General features: G+C 62.5%; 24 protein-coding genes and 2 pseudogenes. 20 read left to right on the top strand and 6 right to left on the bottom strand.

What is annotated here, in order from left to right:
• The first annotated feature begins 221 nt into the window (after positions 1-221).
• The 4 genes and pseudogenes from AC0L2V_RS30315 (at position 222) to AC0L2V_RS30300 (ending at position 4,697) form a co-directional block, all read left to right on the top strand.
• Positions 222-658 (top strand): annotated as a pseudogene (locus AC0L2V_RS30315) (YqaA family protein).
• A gap of 558 nt (positions 659-1,216) precedes the next feature.
• Positions 1,217-2,215 (top strand): ABC transporter substrate-binding protein, encoded by a 999-nt coding sequence (locus AC0L2V_RS30310; protein WP_473508412.1) that lies wholly within the window; start codon positions 1,217-1,219, stop codon positions 2,213-2,215.
• 7 nt (positions 2,216-2,222) lie between these two features.
• Positions 2,223-4,010: a cache domain-containing protein gene (locus AC0L2V_RS30305; RefSeq protein WP_473521988.1), complete on the top strand. Its 1,788-nt coding sequence runs from the start codon at positions 2,223-2,225 to the stop codon at positions 4,008-4,010.
• Between the two features lie 419 nt (positions 4,011-4,429).
• Positions 4,430-4,697 (top strand): annotated as a pseudogene (locus tag AC0L2V_RS30300) (BrnA antitoxin family protein).
• A gap of 301 nt (positions 4,698-4,998) precedes the next feature.
• Here the strand turns inward: AC0L2V_RS30300 and AC0L2V_RS30295 are convergent.
• From AC0L2V_RS30295 to AC0L2V_RS30280, 4 genes are all read right to left on the bottom strand, one after another.
• Complete coding sequence (locus tag AC0L2V_RS30295; protein ID WP_473508410.1) at positions 4,999-5,181, bottom strand: hypothetical protein; 183 nt, start codon at positions 5,179-5,181, stop codon at positions 4,999-5,001.
• A 12-nt stretch (positions 5,182-5,193) separates the two neighbouring features.
• Positions 5,194-5,679, bottom strand: coding sequence for a hypothetical protein (locus AC0L2V_RS30290; protein WP_473521987.1), 486 nt, complete (start codon positions 5,677-5,679; stop codon positions 5,194-5,196).
• 330 nt (positions 5,680-6,009) lie between these two features.
• On the bottom strand, positions 6,010-7,491 hold the full coding sequence (locus AC0L2V_RS30285) for an ATP-binding protein (protein ID WP_473521986.1): 1,482 nt from the start codon (positions 7,489-7,491) through the stop codon (positions 6,010-6,012).
• Complete coding sequence (locus AC0L2V_RS30280; protein ID WP_023798507.1) at positions 7,488-8,207, bottom strand: response regulator; 720 nt, start codon at positions 8,205-8,207, stop codon at positions 7,488-7,490. The genes AC0L2V_RS30285 and AC0L2V_RS30280 overlap by 4 nt, the downstream gene beginning before the upstream one ends.
• Positions 8,208-8,518: 311 nt before the next feature.
• Between AC0L2V_RS30280 and AC0L2V_RS30275 the strand changes: the two genes are divergently transcribed.
• Genes AC0L2V_RS30275 through soxA form a run of 8 tightly spaced genes read left to right on the top strand, consistent with a single transcriptional unit; the run spans position 8,519 to position 14,839 of the window.
• Positions 8,519-8,989, top strand: a complete 471-nt coding sequence (locus tag AC0L2V_RS30275; RefSeq protein ID WP_023798506.1) for a (2Fe-2S)-binding protein — start codon at positions 8,519-8,521, stop codon at positions 8,987-8,989.
• 11 nt (positions 8,990-9,000) lie between these two features.
• Complete coding sequence (locus tag AC0L2V_RS30270) at positions 9,001-11,175, top strand: xanthine dehydrogenase family protein molybdopterin-binding subunit (protein ID WP_473521985.1); 2,175 nt, start codon at positions 9,001-9,003, stop codon at positions 11,173-11,175.
• Positions 11,162-11,506, top strand: coding sequence for a c-type cytochrome (locus AC0L2V_RS30265; protein ID WP_473521984.1), 345 nt, complete (start codon positions 11,162-11,164; stop codon positions 11,504-11,506). The genes AC0L2V_RS30270 and AC0L2V_RS30265 overlap by 14 nt, the downstream gene beginning before the upstream one ends.
• Positions 11,493-12,773 carry an FCSD flavin-binding domain-containing protein gene (locus AC0L2V_RS30260; protein ID WP_473521983.1) on the top strand — a complete coding sequence of 427 codons (1,281 nt, stop codon included), beginning with the start codon at positions 11,493-11,495 and terminating at the stop codon, positions 12,771-12,773. The genes AC0L2V_RS30265 and AC0L2V_RS30260 overlap by 14 nt, the downstream gene beginning before the upstream one ends.
• The gene (gene soxX / locus AC0L2V_RS30255) at positions 12,770-13,237 is read left to right on the top strand and encodes a sulfur oxidation c-type cytochrome SoxX (protein WP_473521982.1); all 468 of its coding nucleotides are present in this window, start codon (positions 12,770-12,772) and stop codon (positions 13,235-13,237) included. Before AC0L2V_RS30260 ends, soxX begins: the two co-directional genes overlap by 4 nt.
• A 2-nt stretch (positions 13,238-13,239) precedes the next feature.
• A complete protein-coding gene (locus AC0L2V_RS30250) occupies positions 13,240-13,740 on the top strand; it encodes a SoxY-related AACIE arm protein (RefSeq protein ID WP_473521981.1) in 501 nt (166 codons plus the stop codon).
• Positions 13,740-14,060: a thiosulfate oxidation carrier complex protein SoxZ gene (soxZ, locus tag AC0L2V_RS30245; protein ID WP_473521980.1), complete on the top strand. Its 321-nt coding sequence runs from the start codon at positions 13,740-13,742 to the stop codon at positions 14,058-14,060. Before AC0L2V_RS30250 ends, soxZ begins: the two co-directional genes overlap by 1 nt.
• A complete protein-coding gene (gene soxA, locus AC0L2V_RS30240; RefSeq protein WP_473521979.1) occupies positions 14,060-14,839 on the top strand; it encodes a sulfur oxidation c-type cytochrome SoxA in 780 nt (259 codons plus the stop codon). Before soxZ ends, soxA begins: the two co-directional genes overlap by 1 nt.
• A 138-nt stretch (positions 14,840-14,977) precedes the next feature.
• Here soxA and AC0L2V_RS30235 read toward each other — a convergent pair whose 3' ends face one another.
• Positions 14,978-15,580: a cupin domain-containing protein gene (locus tag AC0L2V_RS30235; RefSeq protein WP_473521991.1), complete on the bottom strand. Its 603-nt coding sequence runs from the start codon at positions 15,578-15,580 to the stop codon at positions 14,978-14,980.
• A 137-nt stretch (positions 15,581-15,717) separates the two neighbouring features.
• On the opposite strand from AC0L2V_RS30235, the gene AC0L2V_RS30230 reads away from it, so the two are divergent.
• The 6 genes from AC0L2V_RS30230 (at position 15,718) to AC0L2V_RS30205 (ending at position 22,051) form a co-directional block, all read left to right on the top strand.
• Positions 15,718-15,957, top strand: coding sequence for a hypothetical protein (locus AC0L2V_RS30230; RefSeq protein ID WP_027151810.1), 240 nt, complete (start codon positions 15,718-15,720; stop codon positions 15,955-15,957).
• A 257-nt stretch (positions 15,958-16,214) separates the two neighbouring features.
• Entirely contained in the window at positions 16,215-17,180 is a 966-nt protein-coding gene (locus tag AC0L2V_RS30225) for a LysR family transcriptional regulator (protein ID WP_473521978.1), read from the top strand.
• Positions 17,181-17,320: 140 nt separating this feature from the next.
• Positions 17,321-18,334 (top strand): amino acid ABC transporter substrate-binding protein, encoded by a 1,014-nt coding sequence (locus AC0L2V_RS30220; protein WP_473521990.1) that lies wholly within the window; start codon positions 17,321-17,323, stop codon positions 18,332-18,334.
• A gap of 70 nt (positions 18,335-18,404) precedes the next feature.
• A complete protein-coding gene (locus AC0L2V_RS30215; protein ID WP_473521977.1) occupies positions 18,405-19,592 on the top strand; it encodes an amino acid ABC transporter permease in 1,188 nt (395 codons plus the stop codon).
• Between the two features lie 3 nt (positions 19,593-19,595).
• On the top strand, positions 19,596-20,735 hold the full coding sequence (locus tag AC0L2V_RS30210) for an amino acid ABC transporter permease (RefSeq protein ID WP_473521976.1): 1,140 nt from the start codon (positions 19,596-19,598) through the stop codon (positions 20,733-20,735).
• A gap of 137 nt (positions 20,736-20,872) precedes the next feature.
• Positions 20,873-22,051, top strand: a complete 1,179-nt coding sequence (locus AC0L2V_RS30205) for a MalY/PatB family protein (RefSeq protein WP_473521975.1) — start codon at positions 20,873-20,875, stop codon at positions 22,049-22,051.
• 77 nt (positions 22,052-22,128) lie between these two features.
• Here the strand turns inward: AC0L2V_RS30205 and AC0L2V_RS30200 are convergent, their stop codons facing one another.
• Positions 22,129-23,007 carry a GNAT family N-acetyltransferase gene (locus AC0L2V_RS30200; RefSeq protein WP_473508393.1) on the bottom strand — a complete coding sequence of 293 codons (879 nt, stop codon included), beginning with the start codon at positions 23,005-23,007 and terminating at the stop codon, positions 22,129-22,131.
• A gap of 255 nt (positions 23,008-23,262) precedes the next feature.
• On the opposite strand from AC0L2V_RS30200, the gene argE reads away from it, so the two are divergent.
• Together argE and AC0L2V_RS30190 are read left to right on the top strand one after the other, a co-directional pair.
• Positions 23,263-24,387, top strand: a complete 1,125-nt coding sequence (gene argE / locus AC0L2V_RS30195; protein ID WP_473521974.1) for an acetylornithine deacetylase — start codon at positions 23,263-23,265, stop codon at positions 24,385-24,387.
• 15 nt (positions 24,388-24,402) lie between these two features.
• Positions 24,403-25,326: a 2-hydroxyacid dehydrogenase gene (locus AC0L2V_RS30190; RefSeq protein WP_473521973.1), complete on the top strand. Its 924-nt coding sequence runs from the start codon at positions 24,403-24,405 to the stop codon at positions 25,324-25,326.
• Positions 25,327-25,334: the final 8 nt, after the last annotated feature.

Genomic DNA, 25,334 nt, shown 5'->3' with positions numbered 1-25,334 from the left:
AGCCAGCATGTTGAATCAAATCCCCGCTGATTTGGGAATCCCCCTTCGATTCAGCCTCTCTTCATCCCGCTCTAGCAGCCGCGTCGGCCCGGAAAATGTTTATCCATCACGGATATCGGGCACCATGCGAGCAACAACAATGTTGAGGGAGAGGGCGGTGGCGGACTGATGGTCGTAATCGATGTGCAACCCTGAAGCCCGCTCCGCAAGGCGAAACCTAGATGGATATCCTTGCCATCTACGGCGGCCTGTTTGCTGTTGCCTTCGCTGCGGCAACCGTCCTCCCGGCGCAGTCGGAGGCCGCCCTTGCCGGGCTCCTCGCTGCCGGTTCTTACTCGCCCACAATGCTGGTTCTTGTCGCCAGCCTGGGCAACGTGCTGGGTTCTGTGGTGAACTGGAGTCTTGGTCGAGGGCTCGAACGCTTCCGGGACAAGCCTTGGTTTCCGCTGCGTCCGGCGACGCTCGACCGCGCCATGAAATGGTATCGCCGTTATGGAAAATGGTCGCTCCTGTTAAGCTGGATGCCGATGATCGGCGATCCGCTGACCGTGGTCGCCGGGTTTTGCGCGAGCCGCTATGGAGCTTTGTCGCAATCGTCGCCGTCGCGAAAGTTTCGCGTTATGTGGTTGTCGCCGGAGCGGTGCTAGGTCTGATGTGAAATCGAAACGGCAGCCATCGCAGCAGGCAGTTGCGTTCACCTTTGGTTGCACGCAACAAAGCGTCGGCATGAAGAATGCTCCTCTTCGAACCCGCGAGCCGGATCACGATTCCTGACCATGGCCACGGTGGCGTCTGGAAATTTGGCAGCGCAAAGACCAGTTGGCCCCAGTACATTGTTGGGACACAGATATACGGTAGCGATGAAAATCTATGACGCTCGACCCCGTGGCTGGACTCCCGCTTAGGGTGGAATGTTGCCATTCGTCTCGTCGATCGGAACGAGCAGCTAGCGCCAACAGCAGCTGTTCGAGGCGACAACAGCGAATGGCAGTTGTAGATCAAAGTGGTCGTTCCCCGGGGACGCGCTACAAGGCAAACTGATCCCAAGCCGCCTGAGAGGGCGGAGAACGTCCTTACCCATACCAATCCGCGGCAGTATCGGTTATGTTTGCCGGACCTGAAAAGTCCGGCTCATTTGTGCGCCGCTTCTTCGGGTTGCGCTTAGCCATCTCACGATCCCACCCACTATGTGCCGGGGGGCGGCGAGGGTGCCCGGATGAAACCGAAACGACGACACTACCTCAATCTCGCCGGCGCGCTGGCGATGAGCTTTCCCGCTGTTGCGGCTGCGCAGCAGTCGCCAGCTCAGATGCCACGGATCGGGCTTATCGCCTGGTGGCCTTGCGACATGCCGTATACGGGCGAGTCTAGTGAATTCGGATCGTTTATGCGAGGGCTTCGCGAACTCGGCCACACGCTGAGCGAACTCAGCTTCGAGTGCCGAAGCGCGAGCAAGCACGACAGTGGCTTGGCTGCAGCGGCGGCAGACCTGGTGCAACTCCCGGTCGACGTGATCGTCACGACGTCGCAGCCGGCGGCGCATGCTGCCCACGAAGCGACCGATGTGATTCCGATCGTGACCATCATAAGCGGTAATCCGGTCGCGGCGGGTCTGGCGAGCAGCCTCGCAAAGCCGGGTGGCAATCTCACCGGTGTCAGCTACTACGCCACCGAACTCGCCGCCAAACGGCTGGAGCTTTTGGTGGAGGCAATACCAGAGCTGACCACAGTCGGCGTGCTGGCGAACCCGGTGGTCAACTATCTGCCCTTCGAGGAGGACGCAAAGAGTGCGGCCCACCAGCTCGGAGTTGCCTTGAATATCCAGCAGGTCAGCGATCCGGACGAACTCGATGCTGCATTCTCGCGCATGGAGGCCGCGGGCGCGCAGGCGGTCTTCGTGCTGCCCGACCTCATGCTGTCCTCGCTGTCGCCGCAAATTGCCGCCCTAGCGATCGAGCATCGCCTGCCGACCATGGCCTGGGGGCCATGGTTCACCGAAGCCGGCTGCCTGATGGCCTATTCGGCGGACTATAGCGGAATGGGACATCGGCTCGCCTTCTATGTCGACCGCATTTTGAAGGGCTCCGAGGCAGGCGACCTGCCGATCGAGCAGCCAACGAAGTTCGAGCTGTCAATCAATCTGAAAACGGCCAATGCCCTGGGCATCGATCTGCCGCAGACCGTACTGGTCATGGCTGACGAAGTCATCGAATGAGGATGATGTGCGGGATTCGATCCATCGCCAAGCCGCTCCCGTGCGCCGACCACTGTTTCGGAAATACTTCATCGCGTTGTTCGCCGCCGTCATTGTCCCGATAGCTGCCAGCGGCATCAGCGACGCCTGGTTCGGCTATCGCGACCAGCGTGCCATGCTCAGTGCTCTCTTGCGGGTCGAGACCAGATCGGCAGCCGGCAGGATGCAGAGCTTTCTCGACGGCATCAGGGATCAGCTCCGCTGGATGGTCCAAAGGACCTTGACCGCCGACAACCTGGGACAGCATCGGCTCGAGGCCCTGCGGGCGATGCGCCGCGCCCCTGCAATCGTCAGCGTAAGTCTTATCGACCGTACCGGCGTGGAGCGGCTGCACGTCTCCCGCATTGGCCTGAACAGGGTTGAAGGAGGATTGGATCGCTCAGGTGATCCTGCCGTAGTGGGAGCCCTGTCGACGGGCATATGGTATGGCCCGGTCACCTATCGCGATGGCTCCGAACCGTTCATGACCATGGCACTGTGGGGACTGAGTTCCGTCGTCGTCGTCGTCGAGATCAACCTGAAGCTCATTTGGGTAGTCATTTCGGAAATTCGTGTGGGGCGCAGCGGCCACGCATTTGTTCTCGACCAGACCGGCCGGATCATCGCTCACCCAGACATCAGCAAGGTGTTGCGGGGCACCGACGAGAACACGGCGGCGGCCCTGCTCAGATTGCGGGACGAGATCGCCACGGCAGGTGGCGAGGCGACGACGGCCCGCAACGCCGAGGATGAACGCGTCGTGACTGCGATGGCACCGATCCCCAGTGTTGGCTGGACTGTGTTCGTCGAGCAGCCGCAGGCAGAGGCGTTTGCACCGCTCTATGCTTCTTTGTGGCGGACTGGCGGCCTGTTGCTTGCGGCAATCGCCTTAGCGGCGGCGCTCGCCTACTGGCTTGCCAGGCGCATGACCGGCCCGATCCGCCTGCTGGAGGAGGGCACCGAAAAAATCGGGGCCGGACAGTTCGATCACCGGATCGACATCGCCACCGGAGATGAACTTGAACGGCTGGCGGTCCGGTTCAATCAGATGGCGCAGGAACTCGCCATATCGCGGGATCGTTCGGAGCGGATTGCGCGGCTGAAACGCTTTCTCGCACCGCAGGTCGCGGAACTTGTGGAAAAGTCCGGTGACGAGAGCGTGCTCGCAGGCCAGCGGGCGGAAGTGGTCGCTGTATTCTGCGATTTACGCGGCTTTACCGCGTTCTCGGCCCACGCCGAACCCGATGACGTCATGCAGGTGTTGCGCGACTACTACGAGGCTCTCGGCGCGATCATCACACGCTACGAGGCGACGCTGACCAACTTCTCGGCGGACGGGTTGATGGTGCTTGTCAACGCCCCCGTGCCGTGCGCGGAGCCGGCGCTTCGCGCAGTCGAGATGGCAATCGACATGCAGGAGGCCGTTCAGCGCCTGATCGCCGCGTGGCGTCTGCGGGGCCATGCAGTCGGTTTCGGCATAGGGCTCGCGATGGGATGGGCAACGGTCGGTCGAATTGGCTATGAAGCCCGCGTTGACTACACCGCGATCGGCAATGTCGTAAACTTGGCGTCTAGACTGTGTTCGTCGGCTGATGATCGGCAAATCCTTATCGATCATTCCGTGGCGCGGGCGGTGGGTGGGAAGATTCCGGTAGCCGCGCTTGGCATGCGTCCCCTCAAGGGCTTCGACGAGCAAGTACCCGTATATGATGTTGCAACGCGAAGCATGAAGTCAGATTTCGCTCCTGATGCGAATGAAATCAGCGCGAGAAGCTAGGTCGGCTGAAAACCGATCTTGGGCACGCGGCTGGAGCGAATGGCAACTCGTCACCCTAAACCGGACCATCGAGATCGTGCGATTGGACGGCAGCTAAGGGTCATGGGCGTGAATTCGGCCGGGGCGAACGAGCTTCCGCTTAAGGTCGAACCTTGCCGATCAGGCATCGACGAAACGCTACCGTGAATCTATGTCCCAATAATGGACAGGGGGCCAGTTGCACCGCCGCCGTCGAGGGCGTAGCCACCAACACGCCGGAACATAGTGCAATGGCGCGCATTTCCTCTCCTCCCGGGGAGGCGAGACCATTGCCTCTTGCGTCGACATTCGATTCTCTGTTCCAGGCAGTGGGCCGAGGCATTCAGATGCGTTTTGCGTTGCATGTCTCATCCTTTCGTTATCTCGAGTCAGGACCATCAATGGCAAATCCTCCGCGCCGACCGACAAATCCACTGGCTGCCGCCGAAGCCGCCTTCAAGCCCGCCAGGAAGCCGGCCGCACCGGTTCGCGAAACCGCAGCTGCTCCAAATGTCAGAGAACTTGTTTCAATCAGGATTGATCGAGCTGTCCTGGATTATTTCCAGGGGCGACGGACCGGGCTGGCAGGATCGTATTAACGACGCTTTGCGGGCCATCGTCGAGAAGCGGATCGCCGCCGAGGACGACCGTCCGGACGACATCACCTGAGCATCGCAGAGCCGCCGGCGGAGCTGGCGGCGAGCCAAATTGAATATGTTCTGCACGTCGGTTTGACAGGTTTGCTGGCCATGCCTCAGAGACAATCTCGAAAGCTCGCGATGATTGCTGGGTAACCACTGGCGGCGCCACGATCTTGCCGCCCATAAGCACACCGGAGGTGGCGTACACAGAGTTTCGATCTCGTAGACCTTATCAAGCGGACCCGGATTCCGTTCGTCTGTTGCCGTAAACTGCTGCGGCAGGAGGCAGGTGTAGGCACCCAGTTCGAAATCGCGCTGAGTCACCGCGCCTATTGCCCGCCCCGTTCGATCCGGCTTGCGCTAAGCCTGAAATCAATCTTGATTTTTGCTGCACGCAACGCAGCGACCAGGTCGTCACTCATAAAAATGTCGTTGAATACCGTCTGCTCGCTCCAAAGGTCGGCGCCTTCCAGCGCGGCAGGCGACAGAGCAAGGCCATCGTCCTTGACCAATGATTCGACACGTCAGATTTGCCTTTGTATTGCCTTGTCGTAATAAAGCTTTCGGATCGCTTCGCTGTTGGATTGCTCTGGTAGGAAGCTGTCCTTAGGCCCGCCAAAATTGAGCAGGAAGAACTCCCCGTTTACCGGCGTTTCCAGATCGGCCTTGTAGACCGGCAGGGGCACGAGTCCGCCGGCGCCGAGATTGAAGCGCGACAGCACCTCCGCCAGCTTGCCTTTGACGGCCATGAACGGCCCGGCATAGAACAGGTCACCGACCCTCTTGAAGCGCGTTTCCTCCCACACTGCGACCGCTTCGGTCATCTCGGTTCGCTCCAGCGGGACGCCTTGTCTGTGACCACGCAGCGCGGCAAGCACTCTCTCACTTGCAACAGGGATTTCGAAGCGCGCGGGCTCCCAGTCCTGGCCATAGAACTTTGCGCGCAGACCCTGCTTGTTGCCGATCCGCGAGTCGCTCCTGACGCGACTGATCCAGGCGCTGCCGCTCATGCCGCTTCCCCTCCCAAGCCGTTGTTTTGGTCCGCCGACGGCATCCGCTGGGGTTCGCCGGCGGCCAACCCGCCGTGGATAGGCGAGCGCATAATTCGCGGCGAGCCCGATCTGGTCAAGGGACAGCGGCGAATGAGCGGCATGGATCACTGCGGCCGTGTCGCCATTGGCAACATGTCGGCGACGTCATGGACGAGGCGTTCCCGCAAACACCGGCTGGCCGCCGAGGACGTCCGGCTCGTGCACCGGGCCGCGATCATGGCGCGCCGTTTAATTAGTCACAATGTTAGGAAAATGTGAGCGCCTGGCGCGACCGCGGGACGGTTTCGGTCAAGCCGGCAAGGATCGCAGTCCGGTCGGAGGGCTGGTCTCAGGCACCGGCGCCGGGGCAAGCTGCCTGGCCATGTCGATGAGCGGCAGCCTGACGATCGCGCGAAGGCCGTTGCTCCGGTTTTCCAGCACGATGTCGCCGCCGTGGTGGCGGGCGATGGCGCGGGCAATCGACAGGCCGAGCCCGACGCCGCCGGTCTCCCGGTTGCGCGACTGCTCCAGGCGAAAGAAGGGCGCGAACACCTGTTCCATGTCGGCTTGCGGAATGCCGGGCCCGCCGTCATCGACCACGATGTCCAGGCTGTCGGTGCGCCTGACCAGGCTCACCTTGGCCTGCTCGCCATAGCGGACGGCATTTTCGACGAGGTTGCGGATCGCCCGGCGCAGCGAGTCCGGCCGGCAGCGGTACAGCACCTTGGGCCCGTCGCTGACGGTGACGTTTTGGCCCAGCTCCTCGAGGTCGTCGCAGAGGCTGCCGACCAGCGCCGAAAGATCGACAGTTCGCGTCTCCTCCACCGCGGCGTCCTCGCGCGCAAAGGCGAGCGCTGCTTCCGTCATCGTCTGGATTTCCTCGATGGTCTTCAGCATCTTCTCCTGGAGATCGTGATCCTGGACGAACTCGGCGCGCAGCCGGAGCGAGGTCAGCGGCGTGCGCAGGTCGTGGCTGATCGCCGCCAGCATGCGTGTGCGGTCCTCGACGAAGCGCTGCAGGCGCTCCTGCATGCGGTTGAACGCCTCTGCGGTCTGGCGGATGTCGTCCGGCCCTGATTCCGGCAGCCGCGGCACGGCCTCGCCGCGGCCGAACAGTTCTGCGGCATTGGCGAGCCGTCGCAGCGGACGCGCGATTGCCTGCGCCCCGAAAATCGCTATGGCGGACAGGATGAGTGCGGTGAGCCCCAGCGATATCGCCGATTGCGCGGTCCAGAAGGCGCTCGGCATCACCTTGGCGTAGGCGGCATTCAGCCAGGTGCTGTCGTCAAGGCGGACGGAAAGCCCCATGCCGTTTGGGGCGCCGTCCAGATAAAGAAACTTGGCCGGTCGGGTGAACGGGCTGCCACTGCCGGACAGGTCCAGCATGCGCGGCGGCACCGAAGGATCGGCGGCAGCGACCGCGTTCGAGGCCTGCCCGTTCATGTAGGCGGCATATTTGGCGGCAATGCCGGGCAGCGGCTTGGCGAGTTGCGTCAGCGCCTCCTGTTGCCAGGCGAGGGGATTGCTCGGCCCGTCGTGCGAGGTCCAGAAGCGCGTATAGGCGGTGCCGCTGACGTTGAGGATGTCGGGTCGAAGCGAGGGCGGCGTCGTGTCCAGCAAAATGGCAAGCGAGGACGTGCGGCTGACGAACTCGCCCTTGGCCGCCGCGTGCAGGGCTTGTCCGCGCTCGTCCCACGAGATCAGGAAGGTGATCGCCTGCGACAGGGCCAGCGCAAGCAGCACCAGCATGAGGAAGCGGGCCGCCAGGCTGCGTCTCCATAACAGCATCATGCCTGGGCCACCTCGGCGGTGAAGCAGTAGCCGCCGCCCCAGTGCGTCTTGATCAGCATCGGATTCTTCGGGTCCGCCTCGATCTTCTTGCGCAGCCGGCTCACCTGGTTGTCGACGGCCCGGTCGAAACCGTCGGCCGAGCGCCCGACGGTGAGGTCGAGCAGCTGATCGCGGCTGAGCACGATCCCGACATGCTCGATAAAGGCGGTGAGAAGGCGGAATTCGGCCGTGCTGAGTGCGACCGCCACGCCGTCGAGCCCGACCAGCTCCCGGCGGCCGACATTCAGGGTCCAGCGGTCGAAGCGCAGCGCGTTCGACTTGAGCCGACCGCGCTGCGGCGGCAGGCTGTGGACGCGCCTGAGCACAGCCTTGATCCGCGCCAGCAATTCCCGCGGATTGAACGGCTTCGTCAGGTAGTCGTCGGCCCCGATCTCGAGGCCGACGATCCGGTCGACCTCCTCGGCCATGGCGGTAAGGAAGATGATCGGAACGTCGACCGTTCCGCGCACGTGCCGGCAGGCGGCAATGCCGTCCTCGCCAGGCATCATGACGTCGAGGACGATAAGATCGGGCAGGCTGCGGTCGAGCAGCCGCTTGAGCGCGGCCGTGCTGTCGGCGACGCTGACGCGATAACCCTGCTGCGTGAGGTATTTCCCCACGAGATCGCGAATGTCCCTGTGGTCGTCGACGACCGCAATGTGCTGCGCCACTTCCATGCAATGCTCCAAGGTCGCCGCTGAATAGTCGGTCAGTATCGACGATATCTAGTTCGCGTCTACACGGATGATCACCTTCCGCGCCATGGCGGCAATCTCGCCCGACATCAACAAAGCGTGAGAAGTGTAACGAAATGTATCAGAGCACTGCGCCCGCGACAACTTGCGATGAACTGCCGGTGTTCGGGACAAGGTTCTGCGACAGCTCCCGCCTAACTTGGCCCCGTCGCTAGCCGGGACGTCCGGTCTTTGTCGCCAGGGGCGGCATCCAGACTCGATCCTCGCCAGCCTTTGATCGAAGGGATTGCACAATGGCCAGATTGATCATCAACGGCACGCCACGTGACATCGAGGTCGATCCGGACACGCCGCTGCTGTGGGTGATCCGCGAGCAGATCGGGCTTACCGGAACGAAGTACGGTTGCGGCGTTGCCGCCTGCGGCGCCTGCACCATCCATATAGACGGCGTCGCCACGCGCTCCTGCGTGCTTCCGGTGAGCGCGGTCGAGCCCGACCAGCAAATCACCACCATCGAGGGGCTTTCGCCGGACAGCTCGCATCCGGTCCAGCAGGCCTGGCTGGCGCTCGACGTGCCGCAATGCGGCTACTGCCAGGCCGGCATGATCATGGCTGCGGCGGGTCTGCTCATGCAGAACCCGAACCCCGCGGACGAGGACATCAACGCCGAGATCACCAACATCTGCCGATGCGGCACCTACAACCGGGTGCGCGCCGCGATCAAGCTGGCCGCCAAGGCCGGCGAAGCCACGCAACGCGGTTGAGGAGAGCAGTCATGAACGCCACAATTTCCCTCTCCCGCCGCAGCTTCATCATCGGCGTGGCCGCCACAGCCGGCGGCTTGTCCCTCGGATTCAACGTGCCGTTCATCAAGCCGGCACATGCGCAGGGCAGCGAGACTGCGCCGGAGATCAATGCCTGGGTGGTGATCAGGCCCGACGATACAGTGGTCATCCGCATCGCCCGCTCCGAGATGGGGCAGGGGACGCTGACCGGCCTGGCGCAACTCGTCGCCGAGGAGCTGAAATGCGACTGGTCCAAGGTCACGACCGAATATCCGTCGCCGGCCCAGAACCTGGCGCGCGACCGCGTGTGGGGCAATTTCTCGACCGGCGGCAGCCGCGGCATCCGCGAGTCGCACGAGTATGTGCGCATTGGTGGCGCCGTTGCGCGCGAGATGCTGATCGCCGCCGCGGCCGCCGAATGGGGCGTGCCGGCCAGCGAATGCACCGCAAGGATGGGCATGGTCACGCATGCAGCGTCGGATCGCGCCACCTTTTATGGACAGCTGGCTGCCGCCGCCGCGCGAATGACGCCGCCCGCCAATGTCACGCTCAAGGACCCGAAGGATTGGACCATAGCCGGCAAGCCGCTGCCGCGGCTCGACACGGCCGACAAGCTTAACGGCAGCCAGGTCTACGGCGCCGATCTCAAGCTGCCGAACATGCTCAACGCGGCGATCCGGGCCTGCCCGTATTTCGGCGGCAAGGTGGAGAGTTTCGACGCGGCGGCGGTGGCGGGCATGCCGGGCGTGCGCACTGTCGTTCAGGTCGACGAGACCGCCGTTGCGGTTGTCGCCGACACCTGGTGGCGGGCGAAGACCGCTCTCGATGCCTTGCCGATCGTCTGGGACGAAGGCCCCAACAGGCAGGTCACCAGCGCCTCGATCGCGGCGATGCTCGAAGAGGGGCTCGGTGCAAATGACGCCTTCATCGGCGCCAGGCAAGGTGACGCCGGTGCTGCCCTGTCCGCCGCCAACCAGACGGTCACGGCGACATATGCTTTCCCCTACCAGAACCACGCGACCATGGAGCCGATGAACGCGACGGCGCTCTACACGCCGGAGCGCTGCGAGGTATGGGTGCCGACCCAGAATGGCGAGGCCAGCCTTGCTGCAGCGGCCGAGGCCGCCGGCCTGCCGGTGCAGCAATGCGAGGTGCACAAGATCCATCTCGGCGGCGGCTTCGGCCGGCGCGGCAACTTCCAGGACTATGTGCGCCAGGCGGTCAGCATTGCCAGGCAGGTGCCGGGAACGCCGGTAAAGCTCATGTGGTCGCGCGAAGAGGATATGCTGCACGGCGCCTATCACCCGACCACCCGATGCCGGCTGACGGGCGCGCTCGACGCGGACGGCAATTTGACCGCTCTGCACATGCGCATATCCGGCCAGTCGATCCTTGCCGCGGTGCGGCCGCAGGGCATGCAGAACGGCATGGATCCGGTGGTCTTCCAGGGCCTCGTCCTCAGCGGCACGGAAGGCACGCTGGGCTATACCGTGGACAATCTGCTTGTCGACCATGCCATGCGCAACCCGCCGATCCCGCCAGGTTTTTGGCGCGGCGTCAACCTCAACCAGAACGCGCTCTACGTCGAGTGTTTCATGGACGAACTCGCCCATGCCGCCGGCGTCGACCCGCTCGCCTTCCGCCGCAAGCTGATGGCCAAACATCCAAAACATCTCGCCGTGCTGGAGGCGGTCGCCGAACGGATTGGCTGGGACAACCCGGCCGCGGCCGGCGTTCACCGCGGCCTGGCGCAGATCATGGGTTTTGGCAGTTACGTGGCGGCGGCAGCGGAGGTTTCGGTCACCGACGGGCAACTCAGGATCCATCGCATCGTGGCGGCCACCGATCCGGGTCATGTCGTCAACCCGGCACAGGTCGAGCGGCAGGTCGAGGGTTCCTTCGTCTATGGCCTTTCCGCCTGCATCTACGGCGAATGCACCGTCAATGGCGGCCGCATGGAGCAGGAAAACTTCGACAGCTACGAGGTCCTGCGCATGGCCGAGATGCCTGCGGTGGAGACGATCATCCTGCCGTCCGGCGGCTTCTGGGGTGGCGTCGGCGAGCCGACCATCGCAGTCGCCGCGCCGGCCGTCCTCAATGCGATCTTCGCCGCCACCGGAAAACGCATCCGCACACTGCCGCTGAAGAACCATGACCTCGCATGAAATGAGGCGCGCGAAGAACAGGCGCGGCGGACCGGCGCTTGCACCTGTCCTGCTTGCGGCGCTTTTGGCCAGCGCGCCGGCATGGGCCGACGCGGCGCCTGGTGCTGCGGCATGCACCGGCTGTCACGGGCCGGCGGCGCTCGGCTCCGCCATCCCCTCGCTCGACGGCCATGCGGCAGACGAGATCGTCGCCCAGATGCACGCCTTCCGTTCCGGTGAGCGCAAGGCGACGGTCATGGACCGCATCGCCAGAGGATTTACTGAGGAGGAGACGCGCGCCATCGCCGAATGGCTCGCCAAGCCGGAGGCGGCACGCCATGCCCAGCCGTAGAGCCCTGATCGGCGGCGTCGCGGCCAGTGTCGCCGCGGCCGTCCTTGCCGCACCGCAGGTGTGCGCACAGACGCAGCCCGGCGTGATCGTCGTCGGCGGCGGCTTTGCCGGGGCAAGCTGCGCCCGCGCGCTGAAACGGCTGGATCGCGATCTTGCCGTGACGCTGATCGAGCCAGAGGCCGCCTATCTGGCCTGCCCGTTCAGCAATGCCGTGATTGCCGGGCTGCGCGGCATCGAGGCGCAGACCTTTCGCTATGACAAGTTTGGCCGCTATGACCCGTTCGGCAACATCGCGCTGATCCGCAAGCGGGCTGTCGCCGTCGATGCCGAGCGCCGGCGCGTCCGGCTGGAGGATGGTACGGACATCGGCTACACCAGGCTGGTGCTGGCGCCCGGCGTCGACCTGCGCTTCGACGCCTTGCCGGGCTACGACGAGGCGGCGGCGGTGATCATCCCGCATGCCTGGAAGGCGGGCGCGCAGACGCTGCTGCTGCGCGACCAGCTCGCGGCGATGCCGGACGGTGGGGTCGTCATCCTCGCCGCGCCAGCCAATCCGTTTCGCTGCCCGCCCGGTCCCTACGAGCGGGCAAGCCTGATCGCGCATTATCTCAAGACCAGCAAACCCAGATCCAAGCTGATCATCCTCGACGCCAAGGACGCCTTTTCGAAGCAGCGGCTGTTCGAAGCGGCCTGGCAAGAGCTCTATCCCGGCTTGATCGAATGGGTGCCGCTGTCGTCGGGCGGCAGGGTGACGGAAGTCGACCCGGCGACAAGGACGCTGGTGACCGAGTTCGGCAATCACAAGGCCGATGTCGCCAATGTGATCCCGCCGCAGCGTGCGGGCGCGATTGCGCAGTCGGCCGGCGTTGCCGACCAAACCGGCTGGTGCCCGATCGACCCGGTCAGCTTCGAGTCCCGCCTGCAGCCGGCGATCCACGTCATCGGCGACGCGGCGATCGGCGGGGCGATGCCGAAATCCGCCTTCAGCGCCAACGCCCAGGCAAAAGCTTGCGCCGCGGCGGTCGCCGCCCTGATCAGGGAGCGGCCGCCGGCGCAGCCGAAACTCATCAACACCTGCTACAGCCTGGTCGCGCCCGGTTATGGCATTTCGATCGCCGGCGTCTACCAGCCGCGTGACGGGCTGCTTGCCGAGGTGGAGGGGGCGGGCGGCACCAGTCCGCTCGAAGCGCCGCTTTCCGTCCGTGAACAGGAAGCGGCCTATGCGCAGGACTGGTTCCGGACGATCACCAGTGAAGTGTTCGGATGATGAGGCTGGCTTTTCTGGCTTTTTTGGGATTGCAGCTTGCGGCCTCGCCCGGTGCCGGCGAGGAGAGAGGGTCTTATGAGGAGAGGTCTTATGTCGTGACCGGCGATGCGATCATGCAGCCTCTGGTCGGCGGCAAGGGTGATCCGGCGCGCGGAGCCGCGCTGATCGCGGACCGGCAGCGCAGCCTCTGCACGCTCTGCCACAGCGGGCCGTTTCCCGACGCGCATCTGCACGGCACGCTGGCGCCCGACCTGACCGGCGTCGGTGCAAGACTTTCGGAAGGCCAGATCCGGCTGCGCGTGGTCGACATGAAGCGGCTCGTGCCGAACACGATCATGCCTTCCTACTATCGGGTCGCGGATGAGCAAGGCCGGCGTGTTGCCACCGTCTGGCGCGGCAAGCCGATCCTGGGCGGCGCCGATATCGAGGATATCGTCGCTTATCTCACGACGCTGAAGGGGTGATCATGCACGAAGACCCGCTTCGAGTTTACGCAGGCCCGGGAGTTTACGCAGGCCTGGTCGGACGGCGGCAGTTTCTTCGGGCCGGCATGACCGGCCTGCTGGTGATCAGCCTGCCGCGCTGGGCCGTTGCCCGTCCGAGCCTCGAGGAAGCGATCCGGACCTTCACCGGCGGAGCCAACGTTCTCGACGGCCGCGTCCGGCTCGACCTGCCGCCTCTGGTCGAGAACGGCAACGCGGTCGGGGTCACAGTCGTCGCCGAGAGCCCGATGACCGAAGACGACCATGTCCGGCGCATCGCGGTCTTCAACGAGAAAAACCCGGAGGCGAATGTCGCGGTTTTCCACCTCGGGGCGCGCTCCGGCCGCGCCATGGTCTCGACGCGGATCCGGCTTGCGTCCTCGCAGGTCGTTGTCGCGGTCGCGCAGATGAGCGACGGCAGCTTCTGGTCGAGCCGGGCGAGCGCCATCGTCACGCTGGCCGCCTGTATCGAGGACCTTTCATAATGGCGCGCGCGCTCGTCAATGTGCCGAAAGTGGCCAGGCAGGGCGAAGTCGTCGAGATCAAGGCGATGATCGCCCATCCCATGGAAACCGGCTATCGTATCGGCCCGAACGGCTCCAACATCCCCCGCGACATCATCCGCCGTTTCGCCTGCACCTACAACGGCGAGGAGGTGTTTTCGGCCGATCTCTTTCCAGCCGTGTCGGCCAATCCGTTCATTGCCTTCACGCTGGTTGCCACGACGAGCGGCACGATCGACTTTACCTGGACCGACGATGCCGGGAAGACCCAAACGGCGTCGGCTGAAATCACGGTGAACTGATGCATGCGCTCTGGCGGCTTGCAGCCGTCGCTGTCGCCGCTATTTGCGGCACTGTCTCTGCCGCCGGCATCGAAGACGGCGAGAAGCGCTCCGGCTTCGACTTCATGACGCCGCAGACGCAGGCGCTGCAGGCCGACGACATGAGCAATCCCGGCATGCTGTGGGTGCTGCAGGGCGAGCAGCTCTGGCAACAGGCGCAGGGCAGGGCGGATGTCGCCTGCTCCGGCTGCCATGACGATGCGCGCCAGACGATGCGCGGCGTTGCAGCGCGCTACCCGGCCTTTGACGCGGCGACCGGCCGGCCGATCGATCTTGCCGGGCGTATCAACTCCTGTCGAGCGGAGCGCCAGCAGGCCGAGCCGCTGGCGCCGGAGTCCGAGGCTTTGCTCGCCCTGACGGCCTATGTGACGCATCAGTCGCGCGGCATGCCAATCACACCGGCGACCGACGCCCGGCTCGCGCGGTTTCGCGACAACGGCCGGCGTCTGTTCCAGAGCCGCATCGGACAGCTCGAGCTCTCCTGCGCCTCCTGCCACGACGACAATTGGGGCAAACGGCTCGGCGGCAGTGTCATCCCGCAGGCGCATCCGACCGGCTATCCGCTCTACCGGCTGGAATGGCAGGCGGTCGGCTCGCTGCAGCGGCGCCTGCGCAACTGCATGATCGGGGTCAGAGCCGAGCCCTTCGCATTCGGCGCGCCCGAACTCGTCGACCTGGAGCTCCATCTGACGGAGCGGGCCCGTGGCCTTCTGGTCGAGACGCCGGCCGTGCGGCCGTGATGCCCGACAGCGGATGGTTGTTCACCTGCCTCCGACGGACAGTTGATTGCAATGCGGCGCTCGGCCGGTAGCCAGAGCTGCGCACTCCCACGCTCTTGCATTCTGAGCTTGTGGGTCTTCGATCGATCTGCGCCTAGTTCAGGTCTTCATCCAATTTTGCAGAAGCGGCCCTTTGCTCCCATAGACGGGATCCTTGCGTGGACGACCTACCTTCCGGATCGTGGCCAGCGCGCCATCATGCTGCTGGGCAGTCGTGCATTCGTCATAGGTCCCAAATGGAGGGTAGGCGCCGACAACCAGAAAATCGTCGGACGCCGAAAGGCATTGGTGCCCGGTGCCGGCCGGAAGAACCGCGACGTCGCCGGCCTTCAGTGACAGGGTTCGTCCCCTCTTGCCTCCAAACCGGACTTTGGCCGTACCGGCCGCAACCCCGAGCACCTCATGTATTCGTGAATGGTAGTGAACGTAGTCGTAGATGGCATTCCGCCAGCCATCCCCCCATCCATTGGCCTCAAAAAGCTCCTCCAAGACGGCTGCGGGATCAAATTCTTCGGGCAGCTTCACTGCGCTGCGATAGACGACAAGCGGCCAAAACGGATGATTGGGAACCAGGCCATCATCCTTGAACCAAAACTCATTCGCTTTTCGCCGCCTAACGAGATCGGTTACTCCTTGCTTGCCCGGTCTTGCGACACCGGTAACCTGCTCGACAGCTTTCTTGGTACTCTGCAGAATGCTCATGATGTAGCCTGCATTGCTGGTTGTCGGAAGACGAGCCTTCATGCCGATTCAACCGGCTGCATGCCGGTCGGTTCCGCTACCTTTTGGCCCACGGCAATCCAGCCGGATTTGTTCGATGACCGCAGGAGATAGTCGGCATGAGTAACGTGGTAACGCTGCATGGTGACAAGCGCTGGAAAGCGGTTCTTGTCTACGGCCACCAGAACGGCCCGATTACGATCGAACATTATCTTGAAGAGATTTCCGAGCTTCATAACATCATTGAACACGGCCCGGACTGGAACACCCTGATTGCATGCACGGTGACAATCAACCGTCCCGACGGTGGTGAGGAGCAGAACAGCGAGGAAAAGGAGGCACGCCGTGAACATCGGTGAGGTCCGCGGGAAACTATATTGAGTGCTGCCCACGCAAGCAGCACTCAAGCATCTGAAATCCGGTATCGATTCCTACGGATGTACCCGTCAGACTCGAGGCCCCGAGCACGTGCACAATGTGCTTGCAAATCCCTGGCGAGGGCAGGGCCAGCAATCGAGCGTTCTCGCCTCATGATGAAACCCAAGGCCTCATCGGCTCTCTGTGGCGGTCATTTTTCGGTGCTGATTCATGACAAACCATTCATGACAAACCATTCATGGGCAATCTCATGAGCTTCGATGACCTCGACCTGAATTTGCTGCGCGTGTTCGACGTCATGATGCGCGAAAGAAGCGTCACGCGTACGGCATGCGAATTGGGAAGAACGCAATCTGCGATCAGCCATTCCTTATCCAGGCTGCGGCACCTTTTCGGCGACAAGCTGTTCACGCGCGATGGAGGCGTTATGAGGCCAACGCCGCGGGCGGTCGAGCTTCTGCCAGACATTTCGGCCGGATTGGCAACGATTCGAGCCTCGATTGATCGCCATCAAACTTTCGATCCCGCAACCACTCGGCGGAACTTTCGTGTCGGGCTCACCGACTACCATGCGATGATCATCATACCACGTCTTCTCCGGGAGTTTTCTAGGCAGGCGCCCGGTGCCACGTTGAATATCATTCCAGCGAACGGGCTCGATATCTCGTCCTCGGTTCATCTTCGACAGATCGACTGTGCATTGACTGGAGCAGTGATCAAGGACGACCCAAGCCTGTTGAAGATCGAACTGGGCCAGGATCGTCTCTTCTGCGCAGTTTGGAGCGGCAGCCAAATCGCAAGTTCGGCGATGTCGTTGGAGACATATCTGTCAGCGTCTCACTTGCAGGTTTCCGCCGATGGCGTTTCCAGCGGACTTGCGGATGCCGCCCTCAAGGAGCTTGGTTTGCGGCGGAACGTGGTCGCGACGATATCGAATTATCTGGCACTTCCGTGGGTCTTGCGAGGCACCGAACTTGTTGCTCATTGTGGTGACGGAATCCTCCAAATCCTTGATAAAGCGAGTGAAGTGACTCTCCTTTCGCCGCCCCTGCCGATCCCAAATGTGAGCGCGTGGTTGCTCCTTCATCCGCAGATGGCCACGGACCCAGGGACGATCTGGCTCAAAGAAGTTCTCTCAAACATCTACTCTGAGTCACAGATTAAAAAGAGAGAAATTGTTTCTGAGAGAGAACAGAAGAAATAAACAGGAGACACACGGCTGAAACCATTACGAGTGCAGCCATTGTATGAGCAGACCTCATAGTCATCATGACGAGAATGAATTTGACCAATAATGAGGCCTGCGCAACCTTGGTGCTCCACAAAAAAATAAGGGGAACCAAGATGCAAGCAATTCTCAAGGGTCTGGTCGGAGCAGCGGTAGGGCTCGTTGTATCCAACGCGTCCGCCGCGACGATCGAAAATGTTAGGAAGAACGGAGTTCTGACCTGCGGAACCAACTCAGCGACGGCCGGATTTAGCCTTCCAGACAATGAGGGCAAATGGACCGGGTTCGTGGTCGACTATTGTCGCGCTGTTGCAGCAGCGGTTCTGGGCGATGCGCAGAAGGTAAGGTTCATTCCGCTTACGCCGAAGGACCGGTTCACCGCGCTTCAGTCGGGCGAGATCGATATACTCGCACATAACGCAACCTGGACGTCATCCCGCGACACGTCTCTCGGAATACTTTTTGCGGGCACGTATTTCTACGATGGCCAGGGTTTTATGGTCCGCAAAGCGGAGAACATCGGTTCGGCCAAGGATCTGGATGGCGCATCCATCTGCGTCACCCAGGGCACGACGACAGAATTGAACCTCGCCGATTACTTCCGGTCGCATTCGATGAAATTCTCGACCGTCGGGTTTGCCGATGAAGAAGCCGTCGTAAAGGCCTACGACGAAGGCCGCTGCGACGTCCTCTCCGCCGACACCTCCACCTTGAATGCGTCGCGCCAGCGCATGGCGAAGGCCGACGACAGCATCGTGCTTCCAGAACTCATCTCCAAGGAGCCGCTTGGGCCAGCCGTGCGGCAGGGCGATGATCATTGGCTCAACGTGGCCAAATGGACGCTCCTTGTCATGGTTGCTGCCGAGGAACTGGGTGTAACCTCTGAGAATGTCGATGAAATGAAGTCGTCGGACAACCCGAACATTCGCCGGCTGCTCGGAGCGGAGGGCAGCCTTGGAAAGGATCTCGGGCTTGGCGATACCTGGTCCGTGGACGTTATCAAGCAGGTCGGCAACTATGGCGAAGTGTTCGATCGCAATATCGGCAAGGCCTCGCCGCTCAAGATGGAGCGCGGCCTGAACGCTCTTTGGAGTGAGGGCGGTCTCCAGTACGCCCCGCCGATCCGCTAGGCTGGGTTGGTCCACAAGACGCCAGCGATTGCGCCGGCGTCTTAGTCCACATCAACACAGGAACAGGGTCATGTCCGACGTGCTGCCCGCCGCGCCCTCGCGCAGGAGCCTGTCCTTGCACGACGCCAAGGTCCGGGGCATCATCTATCAACTTTTGCTAGCGGGCAGCCTGCTGGCATCGGCCGTGGGCATTGCCGTTCAGACTGCGTCGAACATGAGGGCACGCGGGATTCCGCTGTCTTTCGGCTTCTGGAACGAGGCCGCCGGCTTCGACATCAATCAGACGCTGATCCCCTACGACACGCTCTCCACCTACGGCCAAGCGTTCTGGGTGGGCGTGGTCAACACCCTCTATGTGAGCCTGCTTGGGATCGTGTTGGCCACAGTCTTGGGCTTTGTCGTCGGCATTGCCCGCCTGTCACCGAACTGGATCGTTTCAAAGGTCGCGGCTTCGTATGTCGAGATCATACGCAACATCCCGTTATTGCTGCAGCTTTTGTTCTGGTACAATGCAGTCCTGAAAGCGCTGCCTGCGCCGAGGGCGTCGATCGAACTCCCCGGCGGCATCTATCTGAACAATCGCGGTCTCATCATTCCGGAAATCCAGCTCTACGCAGGAGCAGGTACCGTGGGACTTGCATTCCTGGCGGCCAGCTTCTTCTGCGTCGCTTTTTGGTCCTACGCCAGACGCGCACAGAACCGCACCGGAAAGCAGCTGCCCGTGCTTTGGGTCAGCCTCGCTGCCTTGATCGGACTGCCTCTGATCGTCTTCCTCCTGGTCGGTTCGCCGGTGTCGTTCGTGACGCCAGAGTTGAAAGGGTTCAATTACCGGGGTGGACACCAGCTTTATCCGGAGTTCGCCGCGCTTCTGATCGGTCTGTTCGTCTATACCGCTTCCTTTATCGCGGAAATTGTCCGCAGCGGTATCCAGGCTGTGCCGAAATGCCAGACCGAAGCTGCTCATGCGCTCGGGCTTGCGCCGGGCAAAACGCTTCGCCTGGTCATCGTTCCGCAGGCACTGCGCATCATCATACCGCCCCTGACCAGCCAGTACCTGAATCTCACGAAGAACTCCTCACTCGCCGTGTTTATCGGCTACCCCGATCTCGTTCAGATTTTCGCGGGAACGGTGCTCAACCAGACTGGCGCCGCCGTCCAGGTGATGGCGATTACGCTGTCGGTCTACCTCGCGATCTCCCTCGTCATGTCGATGACCATGAACGCGTTCAATCAACGTTTCGCGATCGTCGAGAGGTGATGCATGAGCGGCCAGTCCCTGCATCCGCACCTCGTTAGCGCTCCGCTTCTGCCGCCTATGGCGCCGCCTTGTGGAATCCGGCCGAGCCCGGCGACCTGGATCAGAAAGAACCTGTTCTCGACGCCGTTCTCCGGCGTGCTGACGATCTGCTTCACAGTTCTCGCCGCATGGCTTCTGCATCAGTTCGTGAGTTTTGCAGTCTTGGATGCAGTCTGGGCCGGCGGACAGGAAGAATGCCGCGCCAACCCTGAGGGCGCGTGTTGGCCGTTCATCGTGGAGAAATTCGACTATCTCCGTTACGGGGCATATCCGGTTTCCGAGCGCTGGCGGGTGGACCTGACGCTGGCGATCGGCGCCGTGCTGATCGCCTGGCTGCTGTGGAAACGGGCGCCGCGGCGCAATGTGGCGGCGTTGCTGTTCTTTGTTGCCTACCCGGTCATCGCCTTCGCGTTGCTGCGCGGTGTCGCGTCCTTCAATCTGCCGGTCATCGATACCGTCTTGTGGGGTGGGCTGCTCATCACTCTGCTCATGTCGATCGTGGGCATCGTCTTCTCGCTGCCGCTCGGTGTGCTTCTCGCGCTTGGCCGACGATCGGAGCTTCCCCTCGTCAGAGCAGTGTGTGTGATCTTCATCGAGGTCGTCAGGGGTGTGCCGTTCATCACGGTGCTGTTCATGGCGAATTTCATGATGCCGCTCTTCGTCCCCGACTATCTGACGCCCGATCGGCTGCTGCGTCCGCTGATTGCAATAGCGCTGTTCTCGTCCGCCTACATGGCCGAGGTGGTGCGCGCAGGCCTTCAGGCGATCCCGAAGGGGCAATATGAGGCGGCAAACGCGCTCGGCGTCAGCTATTTCACCATGATCCGTCTGATCATCCTACCGCAGGCGCTCACTATCGTCATCCCAGGCATCGTCTCGACCTTCATCGGGCTGTTCAAGGACACGACGCTGGTGGCGATCGTCGGCATTGCGGACTTCCTGAGAGCCGTCGAAACGGCGCGAGTCGACCCGAACTGGGCCGGGCCGACGATCTCCTCGACCGGCTATCTCTTCGCCGGGCTGGTCTACTGGATCTTCTGCTTTGGAATGTCCCGGTACTCGCAGTCGATGGAGCGCGCGTTGGCGCGCGGCCACAAGAGCTAGGAAGCGGATGTGCGACAGGCAGTTTCAGCAGCGAGGCACGCGGCGCAAATCCTCTAATGGCCGAAAACCACACCGGAAACCAGGCAATGGCTTGTGCAGATGCATCGCAACCGACGGTTGCGGAAAGAAATGTTGGAATGATCGACTTCGACAGGATCTATGATCGCCACCAGTTTGGGTCAGTCAAATGGGCCAATCAGTGGGACGAATTCTCGCCTCGGGTCGAGGGCGAAGATCTGCTTTCGCTGTGGACCGCGGACATGGATTTTCGCGCGCCTGAAACCGTCATCGCGCGGCTGCGTGAAGCGGCGGACCATGGAATCTATGGCTATACCCGCCGCGACCCCCGTCACTACGAGATTGTGCAATCATGGTTCGCGCGTCGGCACGGCTGGTCGCCGGCACTGGAATCGCTGCTGCCGGCGCCTGCGATCATGCCGTCGGTAGCCGCGATGCTTCGGACCTTCACCAAGCCCGGGGACGGGGTGATCGTGCAGTCTCCCATTTACTCGCCCTATTTCGAAGTGATTCAGGGGAACGGCAGGAAGCTGCTGGTCAACAGGCTAAGGTTGCAGGATAACCGATACGAGCTCGACCTGGAGAACTTCGCGAAACTGGCAGCCGGCGCCAAGGCCTTCCTGTTGTGTAATCCGCACAATCCAGCTGGAAAGGTGTGGACGCGGAGGGAATTGACAGCGCTGAACGATGTCTGCGAGCGCTACGGCATCCTTGTCATATCTGATGACATCCATTGCGATATCAGATTGTCGGATCGCCCGCACATCGTCTTCTCGTCCCTCTCGGAGGATGCCGCGGAAAAGTCATTCATCTGCACGGCGCCAACGAAGACCTTCAATCTGGCCGGCGTGCCCTCCGCAACCGTGTCGGTGGCCAACAAGCAGCGGCGCGAGGCGCTTCTGGCCACCATGCAGGCATCGTTCATGGTCAATGCCAACTTCTTTGGGCGGCTGGCGCTAGAGGTCGCCTACAGCACCGGCGCGCCGTGGCTGGATCAGCTGACGCGCTACATCGGCGGCAATGTCGATCTCGTCCTCAACTTCGCCGAGGATCGCCTGCCGGGCATCACACCGATGCGGCCGGACGCTTCCTTCCTGGTGTGGCTGGATGCGCGCGGGCTCGATCGGAGGGTCGGAGGCGTTCAACGGTTTTTCGTCGACCGAGCCGGAGTCAATTTGTACGACGGGCGCGTCTATGGACCCGGCGGTGAAGGCTTCATTCGCCTCAATGTCGGTTGCCCTCGTCCGCTGTTGCGCAGAGGGCTCGAACGCATGTCCAGGGCGCTGGAGTCGTTGTGAGAGCGTTGACGGGACCGGAGCGGCCCAGCGGCATCGGCGATAGCCGCCCTGCGGCATCGGCGATAGCGTGCTTGCATTCAGCTCCAGGCGTGGCTGGCCAATCCATAGACCCAGGGCTCGTTGCTTTCGCGGTTCAGAAAGCGGCGGCCTTTGGACATCGTCGTCACTGTCTCGGCAATGCCGAGGCCGCTCTGCTGAAGAAACTCGGCAAACACGCCATCCTTCTCGCGCGTATCGACGCGGGCGAATCGACCTGCCAGCTTCTTCAGATGGACGGCTGAGAGATGGACCGCGTCCTGGTCGTTTCGGGCTACTGTGGGACCAATCACATGGCCGCGCCCGAACTCGCGACACATGGAATAGCCAACGACCTCGCCGCCGCGACTCAAAGTGGCGATCGAGGCATCCTCCGAGAGCAACGCAAGCAGCCTTGCACGGTTGGTCCCGAATGCGCGCGCGTCCAGTTCGGTGATCTCGCGAAGTCCGCCGCTGGGCAGATCACTTAATTCACCATCCGGAGCTGGCATTGGCGGGAGTTTTTGTGGGATCTCGCCCTGGCGCATGTAGACGATCGCCTCGTTCGTGAAGCCGAGCGACACATACAGAGGATAGGCGGCATGGGTGGCATTCAGGGCCAGATTGCGATCCCCGCACTGCTCGAGGACCTGGTCCATGAGCCATCGGCCGCCTCCCTGCGCCTGTGCGCGAGGCGTCGTGATCACCAGGCCGATGGTGGCAAAATCGTCCCCTTGGGGAAACCACATCGCGCTTCCGAAGACGCGCCCGATTCCGTCAACGGCGACGATGCCGTGGCCGGCGCGGCGCAACAAATCCCAGTCCTTGGGACGATGCGGCCAGCGGACCGAAATCGATAGTGCATGCAGCAGATCAACATCGACATCATTGATGTCTCGCGCGACCAGTTCAAAGGATTTCAGGCGTACTGATCTCTGCATCTCAGTCGATCCGCTCCTTCAACGAATGTCTTTCAACGAATGCCCAGGGCACGCGGTGTTAAATCCTGGCGCCGATAGCCATGTTTGCGACAGGCCTCATTTGCAGCAGCATTACAGGGGAACGCCAGCAGGTTTCGCTGGTTCGAGGCGTTTTTTCGCAATCTTCAACCAAAGCACGACGCGATTCGGCAGGGAACACTGCTGCTCAGGGATAGGCTGGTCGCAACCTACAGTGTGCAAGCAGAGCGGACAGCCATGAACGTGGAAGAAATCCTCGCGACCCTGACTGCGTTTCCCTCAGTTGTGGGCACGCCAAACGGCGAGATCGTCGATTGGATCCGCGACCACTGTCAGGCAGCCGGAGCCGAGGTGACGGTTCTGCCCGGTCCCGAGGGCGACCGGTCCAACCTGTTCGTCACGGTCGGCCCGCGCGCCGGTCGGGGCTACATCATCTCCGGACATATGGATGTCGTGCCGGCCGGCGAGCCGGAATGGAGCTCCGATCCGTTCGTCCTGCGTCGCGAGGGCGGCAGGCTTTACGGCCGCGGCACCACCGACATGAAGGGCTTTCTCGCCTGCGCATTGGCCGCGCTGCCAGGACTTGCGGCAATGAACCTGCGGCAGCCAGTCCATCTCGCATTCTCCTACGACGAAGAGGCGGGGTGCCGTGGTGTGCCGCATCTCCTGGCTGTGTTGCCGAGCCTGTGCGAGAGGCCGCTTGGCGCAATTGTCGGCGAGCCCAGCCGGATGCAACCTGTGCGTGCGCACAAGGGAAAGGCCGCGGCGCGGCTCGAAGTGATCGGGCGATCCGGCCACTCGTCACGCCCCGATCTCGGACTCAATGCCGTGCACGCCATGGCCGGCGTCATCTCGCACGCCGTGGCCTACGGCCAATCGCTCACGGGCGGCCCTCTCGATCAAAATTTCGAGCCCCCATACTCTTCCTTGCAGGTGGGTGTCATCGCCGGTGGACAGGCGGTCAACATCATCGCTGGCCACTGCACAGCCGATATCGAGGTGCGTGCCGTGCCGGGCGTTTCCCCAGCATCCCTGCTTGAGCCGGTCAAAGCCCGGCTTTTCGATCTGCGCGACAGCGGCTTCGAGGTGGCCTGGCACGAATTGAGTTCCTATCCCGCCCTTGCGCCGGCGGATGGGAGCAAGCTGGCGGCCGTTCTGAGCGAGCTGACCGGACAGGAGCCGCTCACAGCGGTCAGCTACGGCACCGAGGCCGGACTTTATCAGCAGGCCGGGATCGATGCGATCATTTGCGGCCCCGGCGAAATTTCCCGCGCGCATCGTCCCAATGAATACATCGAGATCGGTGAACTTGCTGCCTGCCAGAGCATGATCGAAGATCTCGGCGCGCGCCTTGCAGCCTGAGGAAGGGCGGGTTCCATGGCATTTCTTTTCAACTCCGATGCGGCGCGTGCTGCGGTGTTCCGCGAGATTTTTGCGCGCGAACTCCCGGATCTGGAATTCTTCCATTCCGGCGATGAGTTGGAGCCGGACAAGGTGCGCTATCTCATCACCTGGACGGTGCCGGACGACATCTCCTGCTACCGCAACCTGGAAGTGCTGTTTTCGATCGGAGCCGGCGTCGACCAGTTCAAGCAGGACGTCGTGCCGAGCCATGTGAAGCTGGTGCGCATGGTCGAGGACGGCATCATCCGCATGATGCAGGAATACGTCGCGCTTGGCGTGTTGGCGCTCCACCGGGAGATGCCCGCCTATCTCGAGCAGCAGAAGAGGTGCCTCTGGCAACCGATTGCCGCTCGACAGGCGGCTGAGCGCCGGGTCGGTCTTCTTGGTCTTGGCATGCTGGCGCAGGCGGCAATCGAGCGCCTGAAGCCGTTCCAGTTTCCGCTTGCCGGGTGGAGCCGCAGCGAAAAGCGGATAGAGGGCGTCGATTGTTTTCACGGCGCCGATCAGTTGCCCCGCTTTCTGAAGCAGACGGACATTCTCGTCTGCCTGCTACCGCTGACGCAGGAAACCAGCGGCATTCTCGATGCAAAATTCTTCTCCTTGCTGCCAGCCGGGGCGCGGCTGCTGCATGTCGGCAGGGGTCCGCAACTCGACCAGGCCGCGCTGATCGACGCGCTCGACAGAGGCCACGTATCCGCGGCGATGCTTGATGTCACTGATCCGGAACCGCTCCCGGAAGACCATCCGCTGTGGTCGCATCCGAAGGTGATGATAACGCCGCACATTGCCTCGGTGACACAACCACATACGGCGGCGCAAGCCGCCGTCGACAACGTCCGGCGCCACCGCGCCGGCGAAGAACTGATCGGCCTCATCGATCGGACACTCGGCTACTAACCAGGAGA

Source organism: Mesorhizobium sp. WSM4814, assembly GCF_055811595.1.
Note: the sequence above shows the minus strand (reverse complement) of the source record. Positions and strands in the feature narration are given on the sequence as shown.

Excerpts from the sequence above, each read along its gene's own strand:
- AC0L2V_RS30215 (WP_473521977.1), top strand. The coding sequence starts at position 18,405 with ATGTCCGACGTGCTGCCCGCCGCGCCCTCGCGCAGGAGCCTGTCCTTG.
- AC0L2V_RS30270 (WP_473521985.1), top strand. The coding sequence starts at position 9,001 with ATGAACGCCACAATTTCCCTCTCCCGCCGCAGCTTCATCATCGGCGTG.
- soxZ (WP_473521980.1), top strand. The coding sequence starts at position 13,740 with ATGGCGCGCGCGCTCGTCAATGTGCCGAAAGTGGCCAGGCAGGGCGAA.
- soxX (WP_473521982.1), top strand. The coding sequence starts at position 12,770 with ATGATGAGGCTGGCTTTTCTGGCTTTTTTGGGATTGCAGCTTGCGGCC.
- AC0L2V_RS30260 (WP_473521983.1), top strand. The coding sequence starts at position 11,493 with ATGCCCAGCCGTAGAGCCCTGATCGGCGGCGTCGCGGCCAGTGTCGCC.
- AC0L2V_RS30230 (WP_027151810.1), top strand. The coding sequence starts at position 15,718 with ATGAGTAACGTGGTAACGCTGCATGGTGACAAGCGCTGGAAAGCGGTT.
- AC0L2V_RS30280 (WP_023798507.1), bottom strand. The coding sequence starts at position 8,207 with ATGGAAGTGGCGCAGCACATTGCGGTCGTCGACGACCACAGGGACATT.
- AC0L2V_RS30265 (WP_473521984.1), top strand. The coding sequence starts at position 11,162 with ATGACCTCGCATGAAATGAGGCGCGCGAAGAACAGGCGCGGCGGACCG.
- AC0L2V_RS30290 (WP_473521987.1), bottom strand. The coding sequence starts at position 5,679 with ATGAGCGGCAGCGCCTGGATCAGTCGCGTCAGGAGCGACTCGCGGATC.
- AC0L2V_RS30250 (WP_473521981.1), top strand. The coding sequence starts at position 13,240 with ATGCACGAAGACCCGCTTCGAGTTTACGCAGGCCCGGGAGTTTACGCA.
- AC0L2V_RS30285 (WP_473521986.1), bottom strand. The coding sequence starts at position 7,491 with ATGATGCTGTTATGGAGACGCAGCCTGGCGGCCCGCTTCCTCATGCTG.
- soxA (WP_473521979.1), top strand. The coding sequence starts at position 14,060 with ATGCATGCGCTCTGGCGGCTTGCAGCCGTCGCTGTCGCCGCTATTTGC.
- AC0L2V_RS30220 (WP_473521990.1), top strand. The coding sequence starts at position 17,321 with ATGCAAGCAATTCTCAAGGGTCTGGTCGGAGCAGCGGTAGGGCTCGTT.
- AC0L2V_RS30210 (WP_473521976.1), top strand. The coding sequence starts at position 19,596 with ATGAGCGGCCAGTCCCTGCATCCGCACCTCGTTAGCGCTCCGCTTCTG.
- AC0L2V_RS30200 (WP_473508393.1), bottom strand. The coding sequence starts at position 23,007 with ATGCAGAGATCAGTACGCCTGAAATCCTTTGAACTGGTCGCGCGAGAC.
- AC0L2V_RS30205 (WP_473521975.1), top strand. The coding sequence starts at position 20,873 with ATGATCGACTTCGACAGGATCTATGATCGCCACCAGTTTGGGTCAGTC.
- AC0L2V_RS30235 (WP_473521991.1), bottom strand. The coding sequence starts at position 15,580 with ATGAGCATTCTGCAGAGTACCAAGAAAGCTGTCGAGCAGGTTACCGGT.
- AC0L2V_RS30275 (WP_023798506.1), top strand. The coding sequence starts at position 8,519 with ATGGCCAGATTGATCATCAACGGCACGCCACGTGACATCGAGGTCGAT.
- argE (WP_473521974.1), top strand. The coding sequence starts at position 23,263 with ATGAACGTGGAAGAAATCCTCGCGACCCTGACTGCGTTTCCCTCAGTT.
- AC0L2V_RS30190 (WP_473521973.1), top strand. The coding sequence starts at position 24,403 with ATGGCATTTCTTTTCAACTCCGATGCGGCGCGTGCTGCGGTGTTCCGC.
- AC0L2V_RS30310 (WP_473508412.1), top strand. The coding sequence starts at position 1,217 with ATGAAACCGAAACGACGACACTACCTCAATCTCGCCGGCGCGCTGGCG.
- AC0L2V_RS30225 (WP_473521978.1), top strand. The coding sequence starts at position 16,215 with ATGGGCAATCTCATGAGCTTCGATGACCTCGACCTGAATTTGCTGCGC.